This window comes from Pseudomonas sp. NUPR-002 (assembly GCF_056322725.1).
In genome coordinates, this window is record NZ_CM150476.1 from 5,229,713 (window position 1) to 5,249,168 (window position 19,456).

General features: G+C 50.7%; 15 protein-coding genes and 1 pseudogene. 9 read left to right on the forward strand and 7 right to left on the reverse strand.

The annotated features are described in order from the left end of the window. Positions 1 to 3: 3 nt before the first annotated feature. The gene (gene cyoA / locus ACVWSC_RS24080) at positions 4 to 948 is read right to left on the reverse strand and encodes a ubiquinol oxidase subunit II (protein WP_442109579.1); all 945 of its coding nucleotides are present in this window, start codon (positions 946 to 948) and stop codon (positions 4 to 6) included. A gap of 563 nt (positions 949 to 1,511) precedes the next feature. Then, entirely contained in the window at positions 1,512 to 2,018 is a 507-nt protein-coding gene (locus tag ACVWSC_RS24085; RefSeq protein ID WP_442109581.1) for a disulfide bond formation protein B, read from the reverse strand. 236 nt (positions 2,019 to 2,254) lie between these two features. On the opposite strand from ACVWSC_RS24085, the pseudogene ACVWSC_RS24090 reads away from it, so the two are divergent. The 9 genes and pseudogenes from ACVWSC_RS24090 to ACVWSC_RS24130 all read left to right on the forward strand — a co-directional run. After that, positions 2,255 to 2,350 (forward strand): annotated as a pseudogene (locus tag ACVWSC_RS24090) (YebG family protein); the annotation flags it as partial. Between the two features lie 81 nt (positions 2,351 to 2,431). After that, entirely contained in the window at positions 2,432 to 4,708 is a 2,277-nt protein-coding gene (locus ACVWSC_RS24095) for a hypothetical protein (protein ID WP_223123679.1), read from the forward strand. Then, positions 4,701 to 6,809, forward strand: a complete 2,109-nt coding sequence (locus tag ACVWSC_RS24100; protein ID WP_191832352.1) for a hypothetical protein — start codon at positions 4,701 to 4,703, stop codon at positions 6,807 to 6,809. The genes ACVWSC_RS24095 and ACVWSC_RS24100 overlap by 8 nt, the downstream gene beginning before the upstream one ends. Continuing rightward, the gene (locus ACVWSC_RS24105; RefSeq protein WP_191832353.1) at positions 6,806 to 7,333 is read left to right on the forward strand and encodes a hypothetical protein; all 528 of its coding nucleotides are present in this window, start codon (positions 6,806 to 6,808) and stop codon (positions 7,331 to 7,333) included. The genes ACVWSC_RS24100 and ACVWSC_RS24105 overlap by 4 nt, the downstream gene beginning before the upstream one ends. Beyond that, positions 7,317 to 8,675: a tyrosine-type recombinase/integrase gene (locus ACVWSC_RS24110; RefSeq protein ID WP_280042726.1), complete on the forward strand. Its 1,359-nt coding sequence runs from the start codon at positions 7,317 to 7,319 to the stop codon at positions 8,673 to 8,675. The genes ACVWSC_RS24105 and ACVWSC_RS24110 overlap by 17 nt, the downstream gene beginning before the upstream one ends. Before the next feature lie 111 nt (positions 8,676 to 8,786). Continuing rightward, positions 8,787 to 9,041 (forward strand): YebG family protein, encoded by a 255-nt coding sequence (locus ACVWSC_RS24115; RefSeq protein WP_191832355.1) that lies wholly within the window; start codon positions 8,787 to 8,789, stop codon positions 9,039 to 9,041. 910 nt (positions 9,042 to 9,951) lie between these two features. Then, complete coding sequence (locus tag ACVWSC_RS24120) at positions 9,952 to 10,626, forward strand: heavy metal response regulator transcription factor (protein ID WP_191832356.1); 675 nt, start codon at positions 9,952 to 9,954, stop codon at positions 10,624 to 10,626. Continuing rightward, positions 10,623 to 12,041 carry a heavy metal sensor histidine kinase gene (locus ACVWSC_RS24125; RefSeq protein WP_191832357.1) on the forward strand — a complete coding sequence of 473 codons (1,419 nt, stop codon included), beginning with the start codon at positions 10,623 to 10,625 and terminating at the stop codon, positions 12,039 to 12,041. The genes ACVWSC_RS24120 and ACVWSC_RS24125 overlap by 4 nt, the downstream gene beginning before the upstream one ends. A 598-nt stretch (positions 12,042 to 12,639) precedes the next feature. Beyond that, positions 12,640 to 12,855: a hypothetical protein gene (locus tag ACVWSC_RS24130; protein ID WP_191832358.1), complete on the forward strand. Its 216-nt coding sequence runs from the start codon at positions 12,640 to 12,642 to the stop codon at positions 12,853 to 12,855. Between the two features lie 19 nt (positions 12,856 to 12,874). Here the strand turns inward: ACVWSC_RS24130 and ACVWSC_RS24135 are convergent, their stop codons facing one another. The 5 genes from ACVWSC_RS24135 to ACVWSC_RS24155 all read right to left on the reverse strand — a co-directional run bounded on the left by ACVWSC_RS24135 (position 12,875) and on the right by ACVWSC_RS24155 (position 19,242). Then, positions 12,875 to 13,102 carry a hypothetical protein gene (locus tag ACVWSC_RS24135; RefSeq protein ID WP_442109585.1) on the reverse strand — a complete coding sequence of 76 codons (228 nt, stop codon included), beginning with the start codon at positions 13,100 to 13,102 and terminating at the stop codon, positions 12,875 to 12,877. Positions 13,103 to 13,601: 499 nt separating this feature from the next. Continuing rightward, entirely contained in the window at positions 13,602 to 13,925 is a 324-nt protein-coding gene (locus ACVWSC_RS24140; protein ID WP_191832360.1) for a DUF2790 domain-containing protein, read from the reverse strand. Between the two features lie 237 nt (positions 13,926 to 14,162). After that, positions 14,163 to 17,285, reverse strand: a complete 3,123-nt coding sequence (locus ACVWSC_RS24145) for an efflux RND transporter permease subunit (RefSeq protein WP_038614575.1) — start codon at positions 17,283 to 17,285, stop codon at positions 14,163 to 14,165. Positions 17,286 to 17,296: 11 nt separating this feature from the next. After that, positions 17,297 to 17,638: a P-II family nitrogen regulator gene (locus tag ACVWSC_RS24150; RefSeq protein ID WP_038614576.1), complete on the reverse strand. Its 342-nt coding sequence runs from the start codon at positions 17,636 to 17,638 to the stop codon at positions 17,297 to 17,299. Positions 17,639 to 17,652: 14 nt separating this feature from the next. Beyond that, entirely contained in the window at positions 17,653 to 19,242 is a 1,590-nt protein-coding gene (locus ACVWSC_RS24155; protein ID WP_038614578.1) for an efflux RND transporter periplasmic adaptor subunit, read from the reverse strand. Positions 19,243 to 19,456 lie beyond the last annotated feature (214 nt).

The window sequence follows — 19,456 nt, forward strand, 5'->3', positions numbered from 1 at the left end:
CTCTTACTCCTCTGCCCCAGCAGCTGAATGCATACTCACGTCCATCCCTTCGGTACCGGCCGCTTCTTTGCTCTGCTCTTTTTCGTGGACCGGCCGGCCGCGGTTCATGCCTTCGTACTTGTCGACGATGGACTGGAACTGCTCAGGCGAGGCCACGCTGTACAGCGCGACTGGATTGTTTTCGCTAGTTTTGGCCAATTCCGCGTATTCAGCCGCATCCAGCTGTTTAGGCGATTGCTTGACTTCGTTCACCCATGCCTCGAAATCGGCCTGGGAGGTGGCGGTTGCCTTGAACTTCATACCGGTGAAGCCAGCACCGCTGTAGTTCGCCGAGATACCGTCGAACTCGCCATTTTCGTTGGCGATCAGGTGCAGCTTGGTAGTCATACCGGCCATTGCGTAGATCTGACCGCCCAGGCCCGGAATGAAGAACGAGTTCATTACCGAATCGGAGGTCACGCGGAAGTTAACCGGGGTGTTCGCCGGGAAGACGATCTTGTTGACCGTGGCAATGCCTTGTTCCGGGTAGATGAACAGCCATTTCCAGTCCAGGGCGACCACGTCGATCTGCACCGGCTTCACATCGGAAACCAGTGGACGATACGGATCCAGCTCGTGGGTGGTCTTGTAGGTCACATAGCCCAGGGCAATGATGATCAGAACCGGAATGGTCCACACCGCCACTTCGATCTTGGTCGAGTGCGACCAGTCTGGGGTGTAGGTCGCTGCCTTGTTGGAAGCACGGTACTTCCAGGCGAACGCGAGGGTCATGAAAATGACAGGAATCACCACCAGCAACATCAAGCCGGTAGCGATCAGGATTAGGTTCTTTTGCTCAATGCCGACCTGGCCCTTCGGGTCGAGCAGGGTCCAGTTGCACCCACTGAGTAAAAGCATGCCTAAAAAGGGCAGAATGCCAAACAGTCTGGGGTAACGCTTTTTACTCATCTCACGACCTCTAGAGCAGCTTGCTTCAATGCAATTTGTGTTTTGGTCGCCAACACTTCGTCCTGCCAAGCGTTAGCATTTATGGGATCGAATACGGTCATACCTTGAGGCCAGCTGCGGCGGCTCGGCATTGACCGGGTATTACGGTGCTTATTGTTTTGACTTCGTAGGCAACAGGCCTGTATTCAGACCAATTCCATTTGGTGCGGGAAATCACGGAGGGGGGTCAGCCCGGCATCGCCGCAGGCGATGCTCGTCAGAGTCAGCAAAAGAAGCCTTAAGCTCCTTTAATCCTGCGACTCGCAAGCGGTGCCGAACGGAAATTGGGGGCGATTGTAGATAGGTCGACATTCAAAGACTATGACTAATTGAGCAACAGTCTTTTACAGAAACTGTAATAATCAGTGCTAAAAAATCAGTTTCGCGACAGTTTGTCGCACCCTCTGCAATACCCCTGAAGCCTTTGTATTTCAAGGCCTCAGGGTTGATTCAGATCAATGCTGGTGCGACGTTGCAGGAAAGATCCATTGCACATCAGACTTGCATCAACACATGACTTTTGTCTAAGGCTTGCGACGGTTGCGGTAGATGCCCAACGGCACCAGAACCGCCGTCAGAATGAACGCCAACAATGCCCATTGCGCTAGGGAAAGTCCCAATACCGGCGGGTAAGGCGTGGAGCAGAATCCGTCGACCTGGAACACCAATGGCAGCACCGACGCCAGCGGCAAGCCGTCAACAATTGGTTGCAAAGTATCTATTCCGCAGCTGACCGCCGGGTTGGCCAGAATATACACATGGTTACCGGCGGCAGCGATACCGCCAATGGCACTGAGCACCACCAGGCCTTCAAGGACGGTGAGGCTGCGGCGCCCCGGCATGGCGGCACCGATAAAAGCGAACACGGCAATCAACAGCAACGCATAACGCTGCAGGATACACAGCGGGCAGGGTGCCTCGCCGAGAACGATCTGCATATACAAGGCACCGCCGATCATGGCCAGGCAGATCAGCCCCAGCAGTACCAGAAAGCGCCGTTCCCGGTTCAGGCGCGATGATAGCTCGTTCATTACTTATCCTTGGTTGATTGAATGGCTCTACTGCCTGCCCGGAATTCTACACGCTCAAGCAGACCTTGAAGAACGGTAAAAGTGCCGCGCCAGCTAGGCTCAGGCCGACATCGCGGCCTGGCAAAGCAGATTGCTCAATTGCCACTATCTTAGTGCTGTGGATTACCCTATCATTAACACTGTACAAATAAACAGTATCGACTCTATCGATTTTCAAAAGGCATGTGAGGTGATGAATGGCCGTCGAAGTGGTATACCGCAGCAGCCGCGATCTGGAGCGCTTGTTCATGGATAAAGCCGAAGCTGACCGTCACGACAAAATGCTTGTTTTGCGTTCTGCATAATCTTGTCTATACCTAGCACAAGCAGCTTGCTAGCTGCTGGCAAGCCTGTTTTCTCGGCGGGGTATGACATTGACAATTATCAAAGACATAATCGCGCGGGCGGACCATCCGTTTGAAAATCTTGAAGAGCGGCCTCTCTCCCTCTTTGCCAGAGACCATATTCCTCAGGGGCAGCGCATTACTAGCACGCTCCGCTATCTCGAGTGCTACCTTCAGATTACGGATCAAACGCTTACCTATCAGGATGTCGCGTCCACTGCCAGCGATGAGATTCTCGCCACGTTTTGCGGCGCTCTATCAAGCCCGAAATTCGCCACCCTAACTAAAGGGACGATTTCTACAATCATTAGAAAACTTACGGCTGTCGTAAACTGCGTCAGATCCCAACATGACGCCCCGCCCTTTTCAACGTTTGGTTCGGATACGACCGCCAATCCATTATTTATCAAGTATCGTTCAGCCTTTGAAAGCTTACATTTGAATGAGGAGAAAGTCTGGTACTGGTCCGGGTGGGCATGCCTCAACGGAGCAGGGAAAACTGTCAACTTACCCCTCGTCAACGTTTATTACTCATATGGTAGGAAATTCACCCAGCTGTTATACAACATATGCGAAACGTATCTTGCAGGCCGTCGCTTGCCAAACATTCAATTTGTCAGTTTATTTAGCTCGTACCTTTCCATATATCCAAATGAGTTCGACGAAGCGGATTTTAGCAACAAAGATGGCTCCACTCTTTTTTTCAGCGCCCTGTGGAGACACCTTTACCTTAGCTCCGTAGAAAAGAACCTACATCATGAGACTGCCATAGCTTCTTGGCGCTATCAAATTATACCGTTTATCAAAACCCAACTTATTCCGAATGGTCTTTTTGCAAAACCTGATTGTCTCGCCGATCCGGCCCCGACCGATTCACGCGGACAAAACAAAAATCTAAAAGAACGCTCGGGCGGAATTGTAAAAGCCAATCTCTTGACAGAGATCCCCCTCCATATCTCAGATGACGAAGCATTTCGACACCTGAAAAGACGGATCATTTTCTGCCATAGCGCAGCAATTGAATGGTGTAACAGAGTTGTTCAAAGGGTTCAGACTGCCAACAAGAGACTCGCTCTTTTAGCTCGAGATGGCAAACCTATACTTACGGGCTCCAGACTACACGATGAGCCTAACGCCTGGCTCGCGTCGAACGATAATCCAGACCAGCTAAAAAATCTCGCCGCAACCCTAGAAATATATGGATACGACGAACTCCGACGCGTTCTCAAAAACTGCAACGTTTCTCACGGCCCCATTGCTGAAAGCCTAGGACTACCAACCACTGACGCTTTAATACCAATATGCATAAAACTTATTTCATTAGACCCTAAGATCACCCCAAGTTTTCTCACCAGCGTGGCGATCTTTGATAAAAATGGCAAGTGCAGGGGTATAGACTCGGGAGACACAATAGAATACCTGCATGGCCATAAAGATCGGCGCGGCCCCAGCAAATCTGAAATTCGAATTCCACTGAATGAAGAATCAAAGAAAATAGTTCAACTACTAGTTGACATCACTTCACCACTGCGTGCGTCCTTAAAAAAAACAAACGACCCACGATGGCGAAAGCTACTGCTGACCTCCAGGCAATTCGTGGGCCCTCCATGTGAGTTCGGGTGCAAAGCAAAAACTGACGACGGACGAGTAAAGAACCTAGTAAACGAACTCACAACAACCCATGACTTATCCCATTGGAAACCGGAAGAACTCGAGCACTTCGCCAAGGCTATTCTCTGCCCCTCAAAAATGAGAACCACATCCGGCGTCGTACATTTCCTAGAGACTGGCAGCCTCCATTCGATGGCAAAGGTATTAGGTCACGCTAACTACGACCCAAAATTACTAGCGACCTACTTACCCACAAGTATCTTGCATTACTTTCGGGACCGGTGGGTTAGAGTTTTTCAGACAGGGGTAATAGTTCAAGCAATGAAGTCCAGCAAGCTCCTACTAGAGGCGACAAATTTCACTAATGACCATGAGCTCGCCTCATTTCTGGAAAACCACACACTACCTGACATAAACGAAGAAACTCTGCCTATCTTACCAGATCCAACTCGACCAGGCAACACCAAGGTCCTTATATCAATTAGTTTGCCCGTCGCGAGAATACTACTGACCTTGAAAGAGCGTAGAGAAGAAGTCGAATTGAGCGAAAACCTTATGCATTGGGCAGAGTTTTGCGAGCACTTACTTGACCATCTACATTCTGATAAAGACAACAGCTTTGAAGCCCTCGAAGTATTCAAACTTGCGAAGGAACTTGGCCCAATGAGCGACATAGGCATCTCATCAAATGGATAACCTAGACTTCCTCAAAGCAAATATTGAGTACTTTGATAAGTATTTCGGAAGCGAACCCACACCATTCGATTCAGCCCCCTTCCTTAAAAACAAATTTGAAGCGGAAACTTGGGATCTCGACTTTGGTCTATCCGAACCTATGCGCATCGACTTCAGAATCTTGGTCGAAACCGTCCCCCTTACATCTTGCTTGGATGGAGATTTGTGCAGACTTTTTAAAAGGTGGATTTGCGCTGCCGGAACAAACTACAACCCGATGTCCACACTATCAAATTCGACAATGCAAAGGAAGGTTGCAAATACAGTCGGTGTGATTGACTGGCTACTAATTAATAACGACAGCTTCCGCATACACGAACATGGCTTAAAATTGCTTAACAGCAACAATCTTAAGGCGCTGCTTGCAAGCTGTGGCCGCTCACCCAACCTTTCTACTGTGGTGTATGAATGGCCAGAAAAACTTAGAGGCTTCCTGAAAGGTTTAGTTGAGTCAACCCCAAAAATTGAAATTTATCAGGCACTCGAAGATTACCCAATCTTGACGGAGCCATGGGAGGAGTTATCGCAAAGTATCCTAGAAATCGAGGATGCGCTGCGTGACGATTTCCCGCAACGCGAAGATATTTGCACGGTGCGAGCGGCGCTTTGGCTTGCGGGATTTTACATTTGCGGCCCGCGATCAGCACTCACTATCGACACAACAAAAATAGCTAGAATCCTATATGTGAATACATTAGGCGGAGTAAAACACTATCCGATCCCTACTTTTTTCGTGCTAAAGCCTCGCAACTATCAAGTCCCTGAGTTCTCACGGGTTCCCGTACGCGCAAGACATGCAAGTATGACTCCGCCTGCAACCGGAGCGATTCTTTCAACATTTGAAGTTTTAAGGGTGTTACGACAGAACTCTAATCTCACACCAGTTTCAGATCTCGAAATCCCATCCTCGGAATACCTTGAGGAGCAGTTTAACCTAAGCAAAGTAGGACGTTTCACCTCGCTGCCTGTAGCGCTCACCCTAAAGTGCCTTAGAGACTCAATTGAATTCTATCTTGAATATGGCAAAGCAATCATTTCAAGCTACCTAAGGCTAATGGAATCAGTGATAATTATGGGAATACCGTATCAATCCACACGATGCGAGTCTATTGATATATCCCGCTACCTAGATGGAAAATTGAGCGCACTCAATGTAAATGTCTGGAACAAGCAATTTTCTTCCCGCACCAGAAAAAACGACCCTAACTTCAAGGCGAAATTTGACTCGCTTCGATCAACTCCCTCACTCCACGAACTCATGCAGGTACTACTGGGGGCGATCCAAGTCACGCTAGGAGTACTACAGGCTCGGCGTGCTTCGGAACTGAGGAAAATTATCGCAGGCCAATGCCTTTCCTCAGACCACCGATCCCTTGAAACAGTCAATCGAAAAACCGGGCTTTACGGACTGAACGTAAAAATTGTTCGACCAATACCCCATATCGCTGCGGACATGATTCAAAGCTTAGAGACCATGCAGGCAAGCCTAATAAAACTTGGCTTACTCGACCGGCACAGAGAAGTACTAAGCGGGCCATTAAAAAACGGCAGGCTCGAGAACTTGCACCCGCACACATCTCAGTTGAAGTTCGACATTTTTTGCGATTACTTTCAAACTCCCCTAGACGATAGAGGGCGTCGGTTTTATTTGCGGCATCACCAACTTCGACGATTCTTTGCGCAAGTTTTCTTTTGGCATCAAACAGAAAAAGAAGACACTTTGGATATTTTGAGGTGGGTGCTTGGCCACGGCGATAGCGAGATGATTTACCACTACATTACCGAAAGCACACCAGGTCAGGTCTTGAGAGAGGTGAAAGCAGAGTGGGGCGCACGGATGCTTCGCGCAGAGCCCGATAAGGTAAGTAACCTTACCACTTTCATACAAAAGCATTATCAAATATCTGATTTTGCAATACTACCAGAAGAACAAATAGAAGAGTATCTACTCTATTGCATTTCGACCGGATCAGTAAAAATAGAACCAGAATTTCTGACTGGCTCGGACGGCACCCCTTATAGAATCATCGCCACAATTCGAGACAAAGGAAATAATACATGAGTAGCGCTACTCAAGAGCAGTCAATCCAAAATTTGTGCAAACTACTAGTTTTAGTTTCTGCTAATCCGGCCGCATACTTACAAGACTCTGTGCTTCTTTCATCGCTCAAAAGCCAGGGAAAGCTGTCGAGCTATCACTCTGAAAAGCTGGGGATTTCCAAAACATCATTGAACACATTGAAACGTCACTGTGAGCATTACGCTCCTGGTGGGTTTACGCACTTGGATCAGCTACGGGCCAGCGCTTTGAGTGCAGTGACACAGGCTACTACGCCGACCTCGGTAAAACGAAAAAGTCAAAAAGACACAATAGCCAAACTCACACAAGAAAATGCTCAGCTGAATTTGGATCTATTGGCTATAACCAAGCTGCTGCGACTATCCATGCGCCAAACTCGGTCCTTTGCTCAGCTTTGCAACGACAGCGTAGCATCGGCACTTTATGCAAAAGAATCAAGCGAGCTGCTTGATATGCTGTCAACTGTGGGAACGTTAGCGGGCAAGCTTCATGAAAAAGCTCTATAAACATATTAACACCAATCAAAAACTTCCGTTCGCTGTTAAACCTGATCACTCGATCATCCTCAGTGATGCAGGAAATATCCCAACACTTAGATGGCCAAGCGGCTCGTGGTGCATCGAAGCTAACATATGGCTATTGGAGCTCTATGATAGGGGGCTTTCAAGAAGCGACAGAGGTGGTTCACTACTCTCTTACGCCACAAACATTAGCCACCTGATACGTTATTGCGATGCACAAAATACAAGATTTCTTGATCTCACCGATTTGCAATTCAATTTTTTTGTCACAACCCTACTCGGCCAACGCAGAGCGGATGGTACAAAACTACGCACCCAAAACACAGTTAAAAACATTGCAAAAAACTGCGTAGACTTTATCGATTTTTTATCTAGAGAGTTCCATTCACCTAGTCGCTTAACCATTACAGCAATAGAACAAACGATCTTCACTCCCGACGGATCAAAGCTTATTCGAAACTCAAAGTCTCACTCGGCGATACCTCCAATGACAAGGGTCGAGGAGCGTTTCCCAATAAATATTGAGACAATAAAGTGTCTTCGCCTTGCCGCAGCTGCAGACGCATCGGCGTCCCCATATGTCAAATCAAGACGACGTGTCATGATCCGCTGCTTCGAGATGCTAGGGGCGAGGCGCGCGGAGGTAGGGCAGCTTCGGGTGAGAGACGTTAGAGCAGCGGTCCAGACACAACATTTGCGGGTCGTCACTCTAAAAGGTGGTGTCAGACGCAGCATAAACCCGGCTGCGGACGATTCTGGGCGATTCAGAGAAATCCCGATATCTCAGGCAGATTTAAAATTACTTACGGACTACATTGAGTACGTGAGAGCTCCCCTAGCACGTAGACTCAAGACCACGCACGACTATCTATTTCTGAACGAAAGAACTGGGAACCCCCTGACACCAAACGCTTTCACAGCTGAAATTCAACACATCGCGAAGCTAGGAAAAATTTTGGACCCTGTTAGTCCGCACCTATTTCGCCACCGTTTCATAACAAAAATATTTGTTGCAGAAATTCTGAGACAGAAAGCCGACAGCCTTGAGGATTTCAAACAAGCAATACTGGAAACAGAGTCTCTAAAGCGTAAGATTCAGGAGCTAACTGGCCATCGACGTCTTGCATCATTAGAACGCTACATCCACCTAGCATGGGAAGAGGCAATGGCGATATCCAAGACCTCACCGAAGTTCAAAACACTGACGGAGATCGACGCCATACGGGAGCAAGCAACGGCGCTGCTGGCTAACCTTACAGAACAGCGTCCCTCCAAGGAAACTAAAGCATTACTCGACTTGCTGCTGTCATTCGAAGCGCTACTTTGATTCATTTTGATAGTTTTATCTTACAATCGCCTCTGCACAGATGCGACTCAGCATGTAAAATCGATTCTGAGCATCTTGCTCAGCTAAACCTACACCACATGAGGGCCAGACATGGCTGTAGAAACTCTCTACCGTAGCACACGTGATTTGGAGACTACTTTTTTGGACAGGAAGCTTGCTGACGCCCATGACCAAATGCTTGAGCTTAGTGAATCACTGACCCAGCTTCTATTAAAAAATGTTCCTGGTATCTCTGAGGACATTGCTGAGGAAGCGAGCATCTTCATGGCTAAGAATCGAGCTATATTTGCCGTCGCATTTAAAAATAACATTTCGGCTCTTGACGAACTAAACACTACAAAATAATAAAACTACCGCCGTCGTAACCCCTGCCCTGCCGGCAGACGCCGGTTCGAGCGCGGGAGGATGAGTGTCAGCACGCTGCGGACTCCCGAGGCTCGTTTAGGAGCAACTGTTCAATGCCCGTAATATCAGCCGGAATTGTCATCATGCTACCGCACCAGCGACGACAACCTAGCAAACCTTTATTTCGTAAAGATCATCTACTGCTGCGATAGTGAAAATCCGATGGCCGCGAGCAACCGACTGCACGAGACCTGCGACGCCAGTGACCAGCTACTCTAGTTCAGCCTCCACTAAGGCTCGGGCTCTCATTGCCATCATCATGCCACTCTGAAATTAGACACTTCCCAAAAAGCACTACCTCTGATACTTCGGATAGCCTGGCAAAGAAGACTAAAATAAGAATGGCAAGGTAATTACAATGTAGACAAGCAATAGCACCTTCAAATATGCATAGAACATATGCAATCGCACCAACGCCTGCAACCGCCCTATAATAAAATATTCATTAACAGAGTCTTAGGTCATTTTCAACGCGAACCACACCCTAAGTTTACTGCCACCGACACCCTCGGCACATTCAATTTTTTGCTACAAATGCAGCGTTTCCCGGCCTAATCTGCCTGTCAGCCGTGACCATCATCAACCGCGGGATACCATAGAACCCGCTATGCTCAGGTGGGTAAGCCAACATAGATGTCAGAAAGCTTGCAACCATATTACAAATTTGTAGGATTTCGCCAAAGCCCTTTACTTCACGTTAAAATTCACACGCCATAAAGTGACCATGAGGTATGCTTAATATTAGAGACATACTGAGTGCTATGCACTACTCCGACCTACCTTTGCAACCTACAGCGATGTTATTAGTGCACTAGGCAAACTTCTCACCCCTCACATCTTGAGATCAATTATGCGCGTGCTAGTTGTGGAAGACGAAATAAAGACTGCTGAATATCTTCAGCAGGGCCTCTCCGAAAGCGGGTATGTCGTTGATATAGCGCATAATGGTGTTGACGCCCTACACTTATTTAGTCACAACACCTACTCGCTAGTTCTTTTGGATGTGAACCTACCTGGCATTGATGGCTGGGATCTTCTCCAAACGATCAGACATACGAGCCGTGTTCGCATCATCATGCTGACCGCTCGCGGCCGTATCAATGACAAACTCAAGGGCCTAGACGGCGGGGCAGATGATTACCTCGTTAAGCCGTTCGAGTTTCCAGAGCTGCTCGCCCGTATTCGATCGCTGCAGCGACGCGGCGATGAGCTCGTAGAAAAGAGCACACTCAAAATCGGCGACCTGGAGCTGGACTCTGAACGTCATCGGGTGTTCCGGGGGGGAACACGGATTGACCTCACCACGAAGGAGTTTGCCTTGTTGCGCTTGCTGATGAGCCGTACAGGCGAAGCACTGACACGCTCACAAATCATCTCGCTGGTCTGGGACATAAGTTTCGATTGCGACACCAACGTCATTGATGTCGCTATCAGGCGCCTGCGCTCGAAGATCGATGATCCATTTGAAACCAAACTCATTCATACGCTGCGAGGCGTTGGGTACATTTTTGAGGAGCGTGCATGAGGCCATTCAGCCTGGCCGTAAAGCTGGGACTTAAAGTTGGGTTGATGAGCGCGACTTTGTTGCTGATGTTTGCCACCTTCGGCTACCTGATGGTGGGCCAAGCTCTTGAAAGGACGGCACGAAGTGATCTCGTCGTCAAAATGAGCGGGATGGCTCACAATCTGTCCAGCATTACGGACATTTCCGGCGTTACCGCAGACGCACATCAGCTTGTCGACCTGGTCATGGGCCATAACAACCTGTACGTGAGCATTTTCCAGCCGGCACAGAGTCAGACCCCGCTACTCACGATTGGGTCCAAGCAGGTCAACCAAGAGGTACACCAGTTCCGCGCCACTGTACAGATGGAAGAATATGAGTGGCGCGACTCGCTGGACAGACCGATGCTGAGCACGTCGCGCATCATGCAATTAGGAAATGGCAGAGAGGTAAGCGTCTACATGACCATGGACCAGACCTCCAACAAGGCTCTGCTAAAGGCGTTGTTGACCTGGGCTCTAATGGTATCCCCCCTCCTCCTTGCGCTAATCCTCGTCATCGGCTGGTGGACCGTCCGCCGCGGCTTATTGCCACTGACTAAGTTCTTGAAAGTCGCATCAAAGATCTCCACCGAGAGTCTTGAGCATCGACTCCCAACCAATGGCATGCCGGCAGAACTGAAGGAGCTAGCTGATGGGATCAACATCATGCTCGCTCGCTTGGATGATGGCGTGCAGCAGCTCTCGCAGTTTTCTGACGATCTCGCACACGAGCTCCGGGCCCCCCTTTCTAACCTGATGGGCAAGGCCCAGGTAGCGCTGACTAGGGATAGATCACCTGAGGAATACCGTGACGTGCTCGAATCCTGCACTGAGGAACTGGACCGTATGAGCCGTATGGTTTCCGACATGCTCTTCCTAGCCCAGGTCAGCCATCCGGCTTCCTTGGTCGATTTCGAGGCCATTGTGTTGGTGGACGAAGTTCAGCGGGTGTGCGACCTTTTCAGCATCACGGCTGAGGAAAGTGAAGTCCAGCTGCAGATCTCTGGCTGCGCGGACGTAGTGCAAGGGAACAGGCTGATGATTCAGCGTGCAGTCTCGAACCTTCTTTCCAACGCGATCAGATACTGCCCAAGCGGAAGGACAGTCTTTGTCAGAGTCCATAGAGGACCGAGCGGCGTTACACTGAGCGTAGGCAATCCTGGCCGTGGAATCCCCAAAGAACATCTGCCACATTTGTTCGAACGCTTTTATCGAGTAGACAAAAGCCGCGCAAGGAGCGAAGGCGGCACAGGGCTAGGCTTAGCCATTGTCCAATCAATCATGTGCCTGCACCACGGCGTGGCTGATGTAGAAGTTGTCGATGAGAATTTCACATGGTTCCATCTGAGCTTTCCAGAAGAACATGCGAGACATCACGCCAGCGGGGTCACTTAAGTACAAACGGCTCAATTTAGAATTTAACTCAGCGATACACCTTGTAGAAGAGAGGGTCTGTCGATAGGCGGGTCTCTCTCATTCAGCAAAGACCCTTAACGCTCCATGATTTGCGGATCCATAGAGACGCGAAAATCTCTCCATAAGTGCACAAAATAATATACGTTAACTTTCTCCTGAGCGCTTACGGCATCCAAGCTATAGGCCAAATACATGGTCGGGCAAACACATATCAGCGCCAAAATTAAGAATTCAGTCGGTACGGTCAACACATACCTTTTAGCATAAGCAGGCATACGTTTCAGATCTGCAAAAACTACTGGTTGGTCGCTGATAAGCAGTGAACAGTTCGAAAATCATCGGTTTAATTACCTCATCAACAACGAGAAAAGCAAAAGAGTGCGCTTCTGTCACCGCCCCGACAACGCTGAGATAGACACCACGCCCATGAATTTAAGGGCTAAAGACTGTGCACCGCTCCGGAACATGACGGAATTGTAATTATTGACTCATCATGGCGTTAGCTTCTCGTTCCTAAACTGCTAAGCAACAAAGGCAGCCACGCTGGCCAGCCTACTAGTATGTTCAGAGGCTCATCATGAGATTTGTAAAATTTATCGCTGTTGGTAGCTTGCTTCTTGGTCTCATGGGCACTGCTTATGCTGAAGGAGGCTTCGAACGAGCGAAAAGCTTCACCGAAGACTTCCGAGCAGAACAGGCCCGTCTCTGGGGCGATCAGTCGGAAAAAAAGAATGGGCAAGATGCACAGCAACAGAAAGAGCCCGAAAAACGCCAGGAAAAGTCCGACAACTAATCGGAATGGAGCCGGACTCCTAATGACAATATTGACGAACAAAAAGCCAGGTAGTTGCCTGGCTTTTTAATTCTAATTTTGGTTTATCTTTTCTAGCTGGCTCAGCCTTGGCCTCTCCAGCAAAACCGCCCGTCTCAAACTTAACGTTATGCCGTTTACACAACAGCAGCTGAATGACGTTGACTTCAGTGATTTTGCTGTCGCTCACACCAGCGTGCAGTCTGGGCCCGTTAAAATATGCCATCATACGGCCACCTTGTAGAATCCTTGATATTCTCGGACTTATCGTTGCGGTAGAACTCCCACGAGTACGAGTGACGTCCTAGACAGATGGCTGGTGCTGGTTGATTCAACATCCAGCCAAGCCTGTACAGCGTCAAACTGGTTCTGAGGCAAGCTTCGATAATTCCCACAAAGATGATGCTCCACCCCAATGTTGGGTAACGCCACAGCACTGCTCTCCGCCGCGAATAGTAGGGACAAACCAAGCTGAATCGAAATGGTACCATACGGTTTCCGGGCCATCAGACCGATTCCCCATAACTCTTTACTTCTGCAGGGTGAACGAAAACGCCCTACACAGTTCCAAATCCTGAACTGATTAGCTTCGGCCTATCCATCCAGGTCAACGCGCTGCAAAAGAACTCAAGAAAGCGTGACCCGCATCGTTAAAATCGATTTCAAATAAAAAATGCCAGGCACTGCCTGGCATTTTTGAGTTCGTATTTTTTGCAATCAAAGATAACCTACTTATTATTGATACAGGTAGCAAACATTGAGTATCGAAAAGTCTTTAGTGTACCCATGGAGTCTTCGAAGGTCATGAGCCTTGGGTAGACTGAGCAGTTTCGAGGGTCTTGAGACTGCCGTACAAACTTAGCCACGTCGATCTTCATACCGTATTTGTAGTCTTGAATATCCGGCATTGGTTTACCATTTTTCTCGGCGTAGGCAGCTACGGCCTTCTGATGCTCCTGAATGAACTGCAGCTGACGTTCCTCGGAATAAGTATTGGCTTGCGCAGTCACCGAGAAGATAACCAGCGCCGCAGTAACAATAAGCTTTTTCATAATACTCTCTTAAATTAACCATCTCGAGAGTACCTTAGCAATACGTTGGCATCACCGACATGACAAAAAACTTACAATTTTGAAAGCTAATGCCATTCACTTAGTTCTAATCAAGTAGAAAAAGCCCACAACAAGTGTTGTGGGCTATTCAGTGCGAATCGTCAATTTGTGACTTTAAGTAAACAGCATTGCGCTCAAGAGCAGTTTTTTTACTTACACAAAAATAGCGCTGTGAACTTAACGCGTGCGATGGGCCAAGCGGTAGAGCAATGGCAGAACCAACAGCGTCAGCGCCGTTGAGGACAGGATTCCACCAATCACCACCGTCGCCAGAGGCCGCTGAACTTCCGCACCCGTGCCAATGGCAGTAGCCATCGGAATAAAGCCCAGAGACGCCACCAAGGCAGTCATCAGTACAGGTCTCAGACGAGTCAACGCGCCTTCGCGAATGGCCTCATCCAGCCCCATGCCGTTCTCACGCAAACTACGAATGAAGGAAATCATGACCAGGCCGTTGAGTACCGCCACACCCGACAACGCAATGAAGCCCACCCCTGCAGAGATCGAGAGCGGAATATCACGCATCCACAACGCCATTATCCCGCCTGTCAGTGCGAAGGGCACGCCGGTGAATACCAGCAGGCCATCTTTGACATTGCCGAACATCATGAACAGCAGCGTGAACACAAGCAACAGCGATACTGGCACGACAATCTGCAGGCGCTTGGCCGCTGACTGAAGCTGCTCGAAGGTGCCACCCCAAGTAGTCCAATAGCCTGCAGGGACACTCACCGCCTCAGCGATTTTGCTCTCAGCCTCGGCGACAAAAGAGCCGATATCACGGCCGCGAACGTTCGCGGTAACCACCACGCGGCGCTTGCCACTTTCACGGCTGATTTGGTTCGGACCTGGTGCGAAAACCACACTCGCCACATCAGCCAAACGCACAAACCCTGGACCGTCTAAAACATCGCCATTGGCTAGGCGAATAGGCAACTGCTGGATTTTGTCGACGTCATTGCGCCACTCATCGGCCAGGCGAACCTGGATATCGAAGCGCCGGTCACCTTCAAACAGCGCTCCAGCTTCGCGCCCACCGATGGCGGTGGAAATGGCGTCCTGAATCTCCGATACATTCAAACCAAATCGCGCGGCTTTCTCACGGTCGATTTGTATGCTGAGCATCGGTAGGCCAGTGGTCTGCTCAACCTTCACATCGGCTGCCCCCGGAATACCCTCCAGCACCTCAGCGATTTGCTCGGCGGTCTCGTTCATCACGTCCATGTCGTCGCCAAACACTTTCACCGCGACGTCACTGCGCACGCCGGAGATCAGTTCATTGAAACGCATCTGGATGGGCTGGGTAAATTCGTAGTTGTTGCCGGAAACCTGTTCGACCGCTTCCTGCATCGCCGCAACCAGATCGGCTTTGCTGCGATCAGGATCCGGCCACAGCTCGCGCGGTTTGAGCATGACAAAGTTGTCCGCCACGTTCGGTGGCATTGGATCGGTCGCGATTTCAGCAGTTCCCAGCTTGGCGAACACCGTATCAACCTCGGCAAAGGATTTGACCCTTTGTTCAAGCTGCACCTGCATGTCAATCGCTTGCGAGAGGCTGGTGCCTGGAATGCGAAGAGCATGCAGCGCGATATCGCCTTCATCAAGACTCGGCACGAACTCACTACCCATCCGCGAAGCAACCAAGCCTGAAAGCACCATGATGACTGCTGCAATGGTCAACACCAGCGGCTTGCTTACCATGACCCAATCCAGCAACGGCGCGTAGCCTTGCTTGACCCAAATCATCAAGCGGTTTTCTTTCTCGCTGACGTTGCCATTGAGGAACAGCGCAACAGCCGCCGGGACGAACGTCACCGAGAGGATCATAGCCCCCAACAGTGCAGTCACCACGGTAAACGCCATCGGGTGGAACATTTTGCCTTCCACACCAGTCAACGCAAAGATCGGGAGGTACACCACCATGATGATCAGTTGACCGAACAGCAGCGGACGACGCGCTTCCTTCGAGGCAGCGAACACCTCATGGAAACGCTCGTTACGGGTCAGTGCTCGACCCGCGGCGGCTTGGGCGTGGGCCAGTCGCCGCACGCAGTTCTCAACGATCACCACGGCACCATCGATGATGATACCGAAGTCGAGCGCACCGAGACTCATCAGGTTCGCGCTGACCTTGTTGCTGACCATGCCCGTGAAGGTGAACAGCATCGACAGCGGGATCACCATTGCGGTGATCAGGGCGGCACGGATGTTGCCTAGGAACAGGAACAGGATCGCTATAACCAGCAGGGCGCCTTCGATCAGGTTCTTCTTCACCGTACTAATGGCTTTGTCAACCAATACGGTGCGGTCATAGACCGTCTTCGCCATGACCCCTTTCGGCAGGTTGCGATTGATCTCGCTCAGGCGCTGGTCGACAGCCTGCGATACATAGCGACTGTTCTCACCAATCAACATGAACGCCGTGCCGAGTACCACCTCCTGACCGTTTTCAGTTGCGGCACCGGTACGCAGCTCCTTACCCAGGCCCACCTCAGCCACATCACCGATACGGACAGGAACGCCATCGGTGTTCTTGATGATTATGTTGGCGATGTCTGCAATATTGCCAACTTGCCCTGGAGCTCGGATCAGGTACTGCTCGCCGCTGCGTTCGATGTAGCCCGCACCGACGTTGGCATTGTTGCTTTCCAACGCAACTACAATGTCCTGCAGGCTGACGCCATGGGCGACCAAGAGCTCCGGCTTGGGTGAAACTTGGAACTCCTTGGCATAGCCGCCAATGGTGTTGATCTCAGTAACACCTTTGACAGTTCGTAGCTGCGGCTTGACGATCCAGTCCTGAATCTCACGCAGATCCATCGGCGTGTAGGCGCTGCCATCCGCTTTTTTCGCGCCTTCTTGCGCCTCAACGGTCCACATGTAGATCTCACCCAGGCCAGAGGCAATGGGTCCCATGCTCGGTGATAGATCCCTGGGAAGATTGCCACGGGCTTCTTGTATCCGCTCATTCACCAACTGACGAGCGAAGTAGATGTCCGTACCGTCTTCAAAGATGACAGTGACCTGCGAAAGCCCATAGCGCGAGATGGAGCGCGTCTCCTGCAGGTTGGGGAGCCCCGCCATGACCGTCTCAATCGGGAAAGTCACACGTTGTTCGGTCTCCAGCGGCGAATATCCCTTGGCCTCGGTATTGATCTGCACCTGCACGTTGGTGATATCGGGAACCGCATCAATCGGCAATTTCTGGTAGCTGTAAACACCCAACGCTGCCATGCCGAGAATAGCCAGCAAAACCAGCCAGCGCTGATCGATTGCGAAGCGAATTAATCGTTCGTACATGTAAATTTCCCCTAAAGCGCAGCATCACCGCGCTCTCCAGTACGGATGCGCAATGCGTCAGTCAAAGGGGATACGGCGACGATTCCGTCACCGGGTACACCTGTGTGGGCAGCCTTCTCTATGGCCTTGACGATCTCATCGGCAACATCGTCGGAACAAAACGCTAGCAGCACGAGATGCTGATGGGCGTCGGGGTTCCACTCGTCTGCGATGTAACTGTGATCTTTACCATGGCCACGCGGGTGACCATAAGCAGGCAGGATGGTAAACCCAGGCAGATGCGGCAATGCGTGCAACGCTTGCTCGACGGCCTCAAGCCGAACCGGGCGAAAAATGGCAGTAACTTGTTTCATAGCTCAACTCCGAATTAGTGGTCATGGCTCGCGCCGGCTTTGCCTAGCTCAGCTTTGATCAGAAAACTGTTCTTCAGTGCGTAACGATCACCCACCTTCAGACCCGAGATAACTTCTACGAAGCGTCCGTCGGACTTGCCAAGTTCAACAGGCCGAGCCTCCAACTGGTTATCGAAGCGGCCGAATACCACCTGCCAGTCTCGAACGGTCTGGATCGCCTCGACCGCCACAGCAACGGGAACATCGCTCTCCGCAGCAACCACCTCGACGGTCACCGGCAAACCGGGACGCCATACCCGATCTGGATTAGCAAGAACGATGCGAGCCGTTGCGGAGCGGGTTTGTGCCCCAACCAGAGCGCTGACATACGAAATGGTACCCTCCGCCTTGGCTACGAATGCACTGGAGCTCACTACAACTTTTTGCCCTTCGGCGATTACGCCCAGGTCCTTTGCCGCGATGGTTGAATCCACCCACACAGTCGACAAATCCGAAACGGTAAAGACCGCAGAGTCCTCTTTGAGAACTTCACCAACCGATATGCTTTTGCTGGTTATCACGCCATCAATAGGAGAGCGAATCTCGAACTCGGTGAGGTTCTGGCCTTTGGCTGGAGTACCGCCCAGCGAGGCGATTTGTTGCTGGACGCGCTGCACCGCGATAGCGGCTTCCTGCATGGCAACCTGCGCCTGTAGGAAGTCCTGTTCGGCAGAAATTTTCTCTTCCCACAATTGCTTTTCACGCGAGTAGGTCGTGCGGGCAAGCGCCGAACGCTGCTGTGCAGCAAGCAGCTCGCCACGCAGTTCGGCAAGCGCTTGGCTGGATATCTTGGCCAGCACCTGGCCCTTGCGGACCGTATCGCCAGCACTAACTGCCACCGAATCGACCCGACCGGCAAGTTGCGGGGTCACCTGAACCGTACGGTCGCCGTTATAGCGAACCTCACCGAGCACCTGCAGCGTGGAAGCAATTTTCGCGGGACCAGCAGTGGCGAGCGTGACGCCACCCTGCTCAAGCTGCACATCCGTCATGGTCACGCGGGCCTCAACCTGCTCGTAACCGAACGAGTAACTTTTGCCTTTGTGCTTGGCGCTGATGGAAACCTGGAAAGAATGAGGCTCTACGACAACGGCATCGCCACGAAGATAATCATTCTCTTTGCTGAAGCTGATGAGTTGTGGAGCCTGCCCAAGACGCGACAAAGTCACTTGCGCAGTACTGGCAGCTGGGTCTAGAAGCTTTCCGTCCAGGTAGGTATAGAGCCGGAACTGAGGCTCTACGCCTTCCTCAAAAATCGTCACTTCAAGCGCGTAATTACCCTCAGTGAAAAGCTTGCCACCATGCTCGCCCTTGGTGGCCTCTTCGATCTCATGATGCTCTTCATCTGCATGTTCGTCGGCATCTTCATGCACCTCCGCCGAAGCTTCGCCGTGGTGCTCGGGATCTGAGTGAGCCGACGCTTCCTCATGACTTTCACCATGACCATGGCCTTTTTCCCCGGACTGACCCGGGTTTCCACTTAGAATTAGACCCGCCGCGGCCAAACCGATTACGACAACGGCCGCAATCATCAGCCGCTGCTTTCGGGGAGTTGTTGATGCCATTGGTAACTCCAAATTATCAAAAATATTGAACTTGACTCATGTCCCGAAGGTGACAAAACACACTCGATAAACATGAAGTTGTTCTGTAACCAGGCGAGGCGTCATGCCGTATGCCCGAGTGTGCTCAGCCTTCGCACACAGCCCTGCTAATCTCGCGGCGCGCTTCATTGGTGCCCGACTCAATGATTGCCGCATGACGAAGAAAATGTCTGGC

Bases quoted from the DNA above. Each gene is read 5' to 3' on its own strand.
- cyoA (WP_442109579.1), bottom strand. From the start codon at position 948: ATGAGTAAAAAGCGTTACCCCAGACTGTTTGGCATTCTGCCCTTTTTA.
- ACVWSC_RS24085 (WP_442109581.1), bottom strand. From the start codon at position 2,018: ATGAACGAGCTATCATCGCGCCTGAACCGGGAACGGCGCTTTCTGGTA.
- ACVWSC_RS24100 (WP_191832352.1), top strand. From the start codon at position 4,701: ATGGATAACCTAGACTTCCTCAAAGCAAATATTGAGTACTTTGATAAG.
- ACVWSC_RS24105 (WP_191832353.1), top strand. From the start codon at position 6,806: ATGAGTAGCGCTACTCAAGAGCAGTCAATCCAAAATTTGTGCAAACTA.
- ACVWSC_RS24110 (WP_280042726.1), top strand. From the start codon at position 7,317: ATGAAAAAGCTCTATAAACATATTAACACCAATCAAAAACTTCCGTTC.
- ACVWSC_RS24115 (WP_191832355.1), top strand. From the start codon at position 8,787: ATGGCTGTAGAAACTCTCTACCGTAGCACACGTGATTTGGAGACTACT.
- ACVWSC_RS24120 (WP_191832356.1), top strand. From the start codon at position 9,952: ATGCGCGTGCTAGTTGTGGAAGACGAAATAAAGACTGCTGAATATCTT.
- ACVWSC_RS24125 (WP_191832357.1), top strand. From the start codon at position 10,623: ATGAGGCCATTCAGCCTGGCCGTAAAGCTGGGACTTAAAGTTGGGTTG.
- ACVWSC_RS24130 (WP_191832358.1), top strand. From the start codon at position 12,640: ATGAGATTTGTAAAATTTATCGCTGTTGGTAGCTTGCTTCTTGGTCTC.
- ACVWSC_RS24135 (WP_442109585.1), bottom strand. From the start codon at position 13,102: ATGATGGCATATTTTAACGGGCCCAGACTGCACGCTGGTGTGAGCGAC.
- ACVWSC_RS24140 (WP_191832360.1), bottom strand. From the start codon at position 13,925: ATGAAAAAGCTTATTGTTACTGCGGCGCTGGTTATCTTCTCGGTGACT.
- ACVWSC_RS24145 (WP_038614575.1), bottom strand. From the start codon at position 17,285: ATGTACGAACGATTAATTCGCTTCGCAATCGATCAGCGCTGGCTGGTT.
- ACVWSC_RS24150 (WP_038614576.1), bottom strand. From the start codon at position 17,638: ATGAAACAAGTTACTGCCATTTTTCGCCCGGTTCGGCTTGAGGCCGTC.
- ACVWSC_RS24155 (WP_038614578.1), bottom strand. From the start codon at position 19,242: ATGGCATCAACAACTCCCCGAAAGCAGCGGCTGATGATTGCGGCCGTT.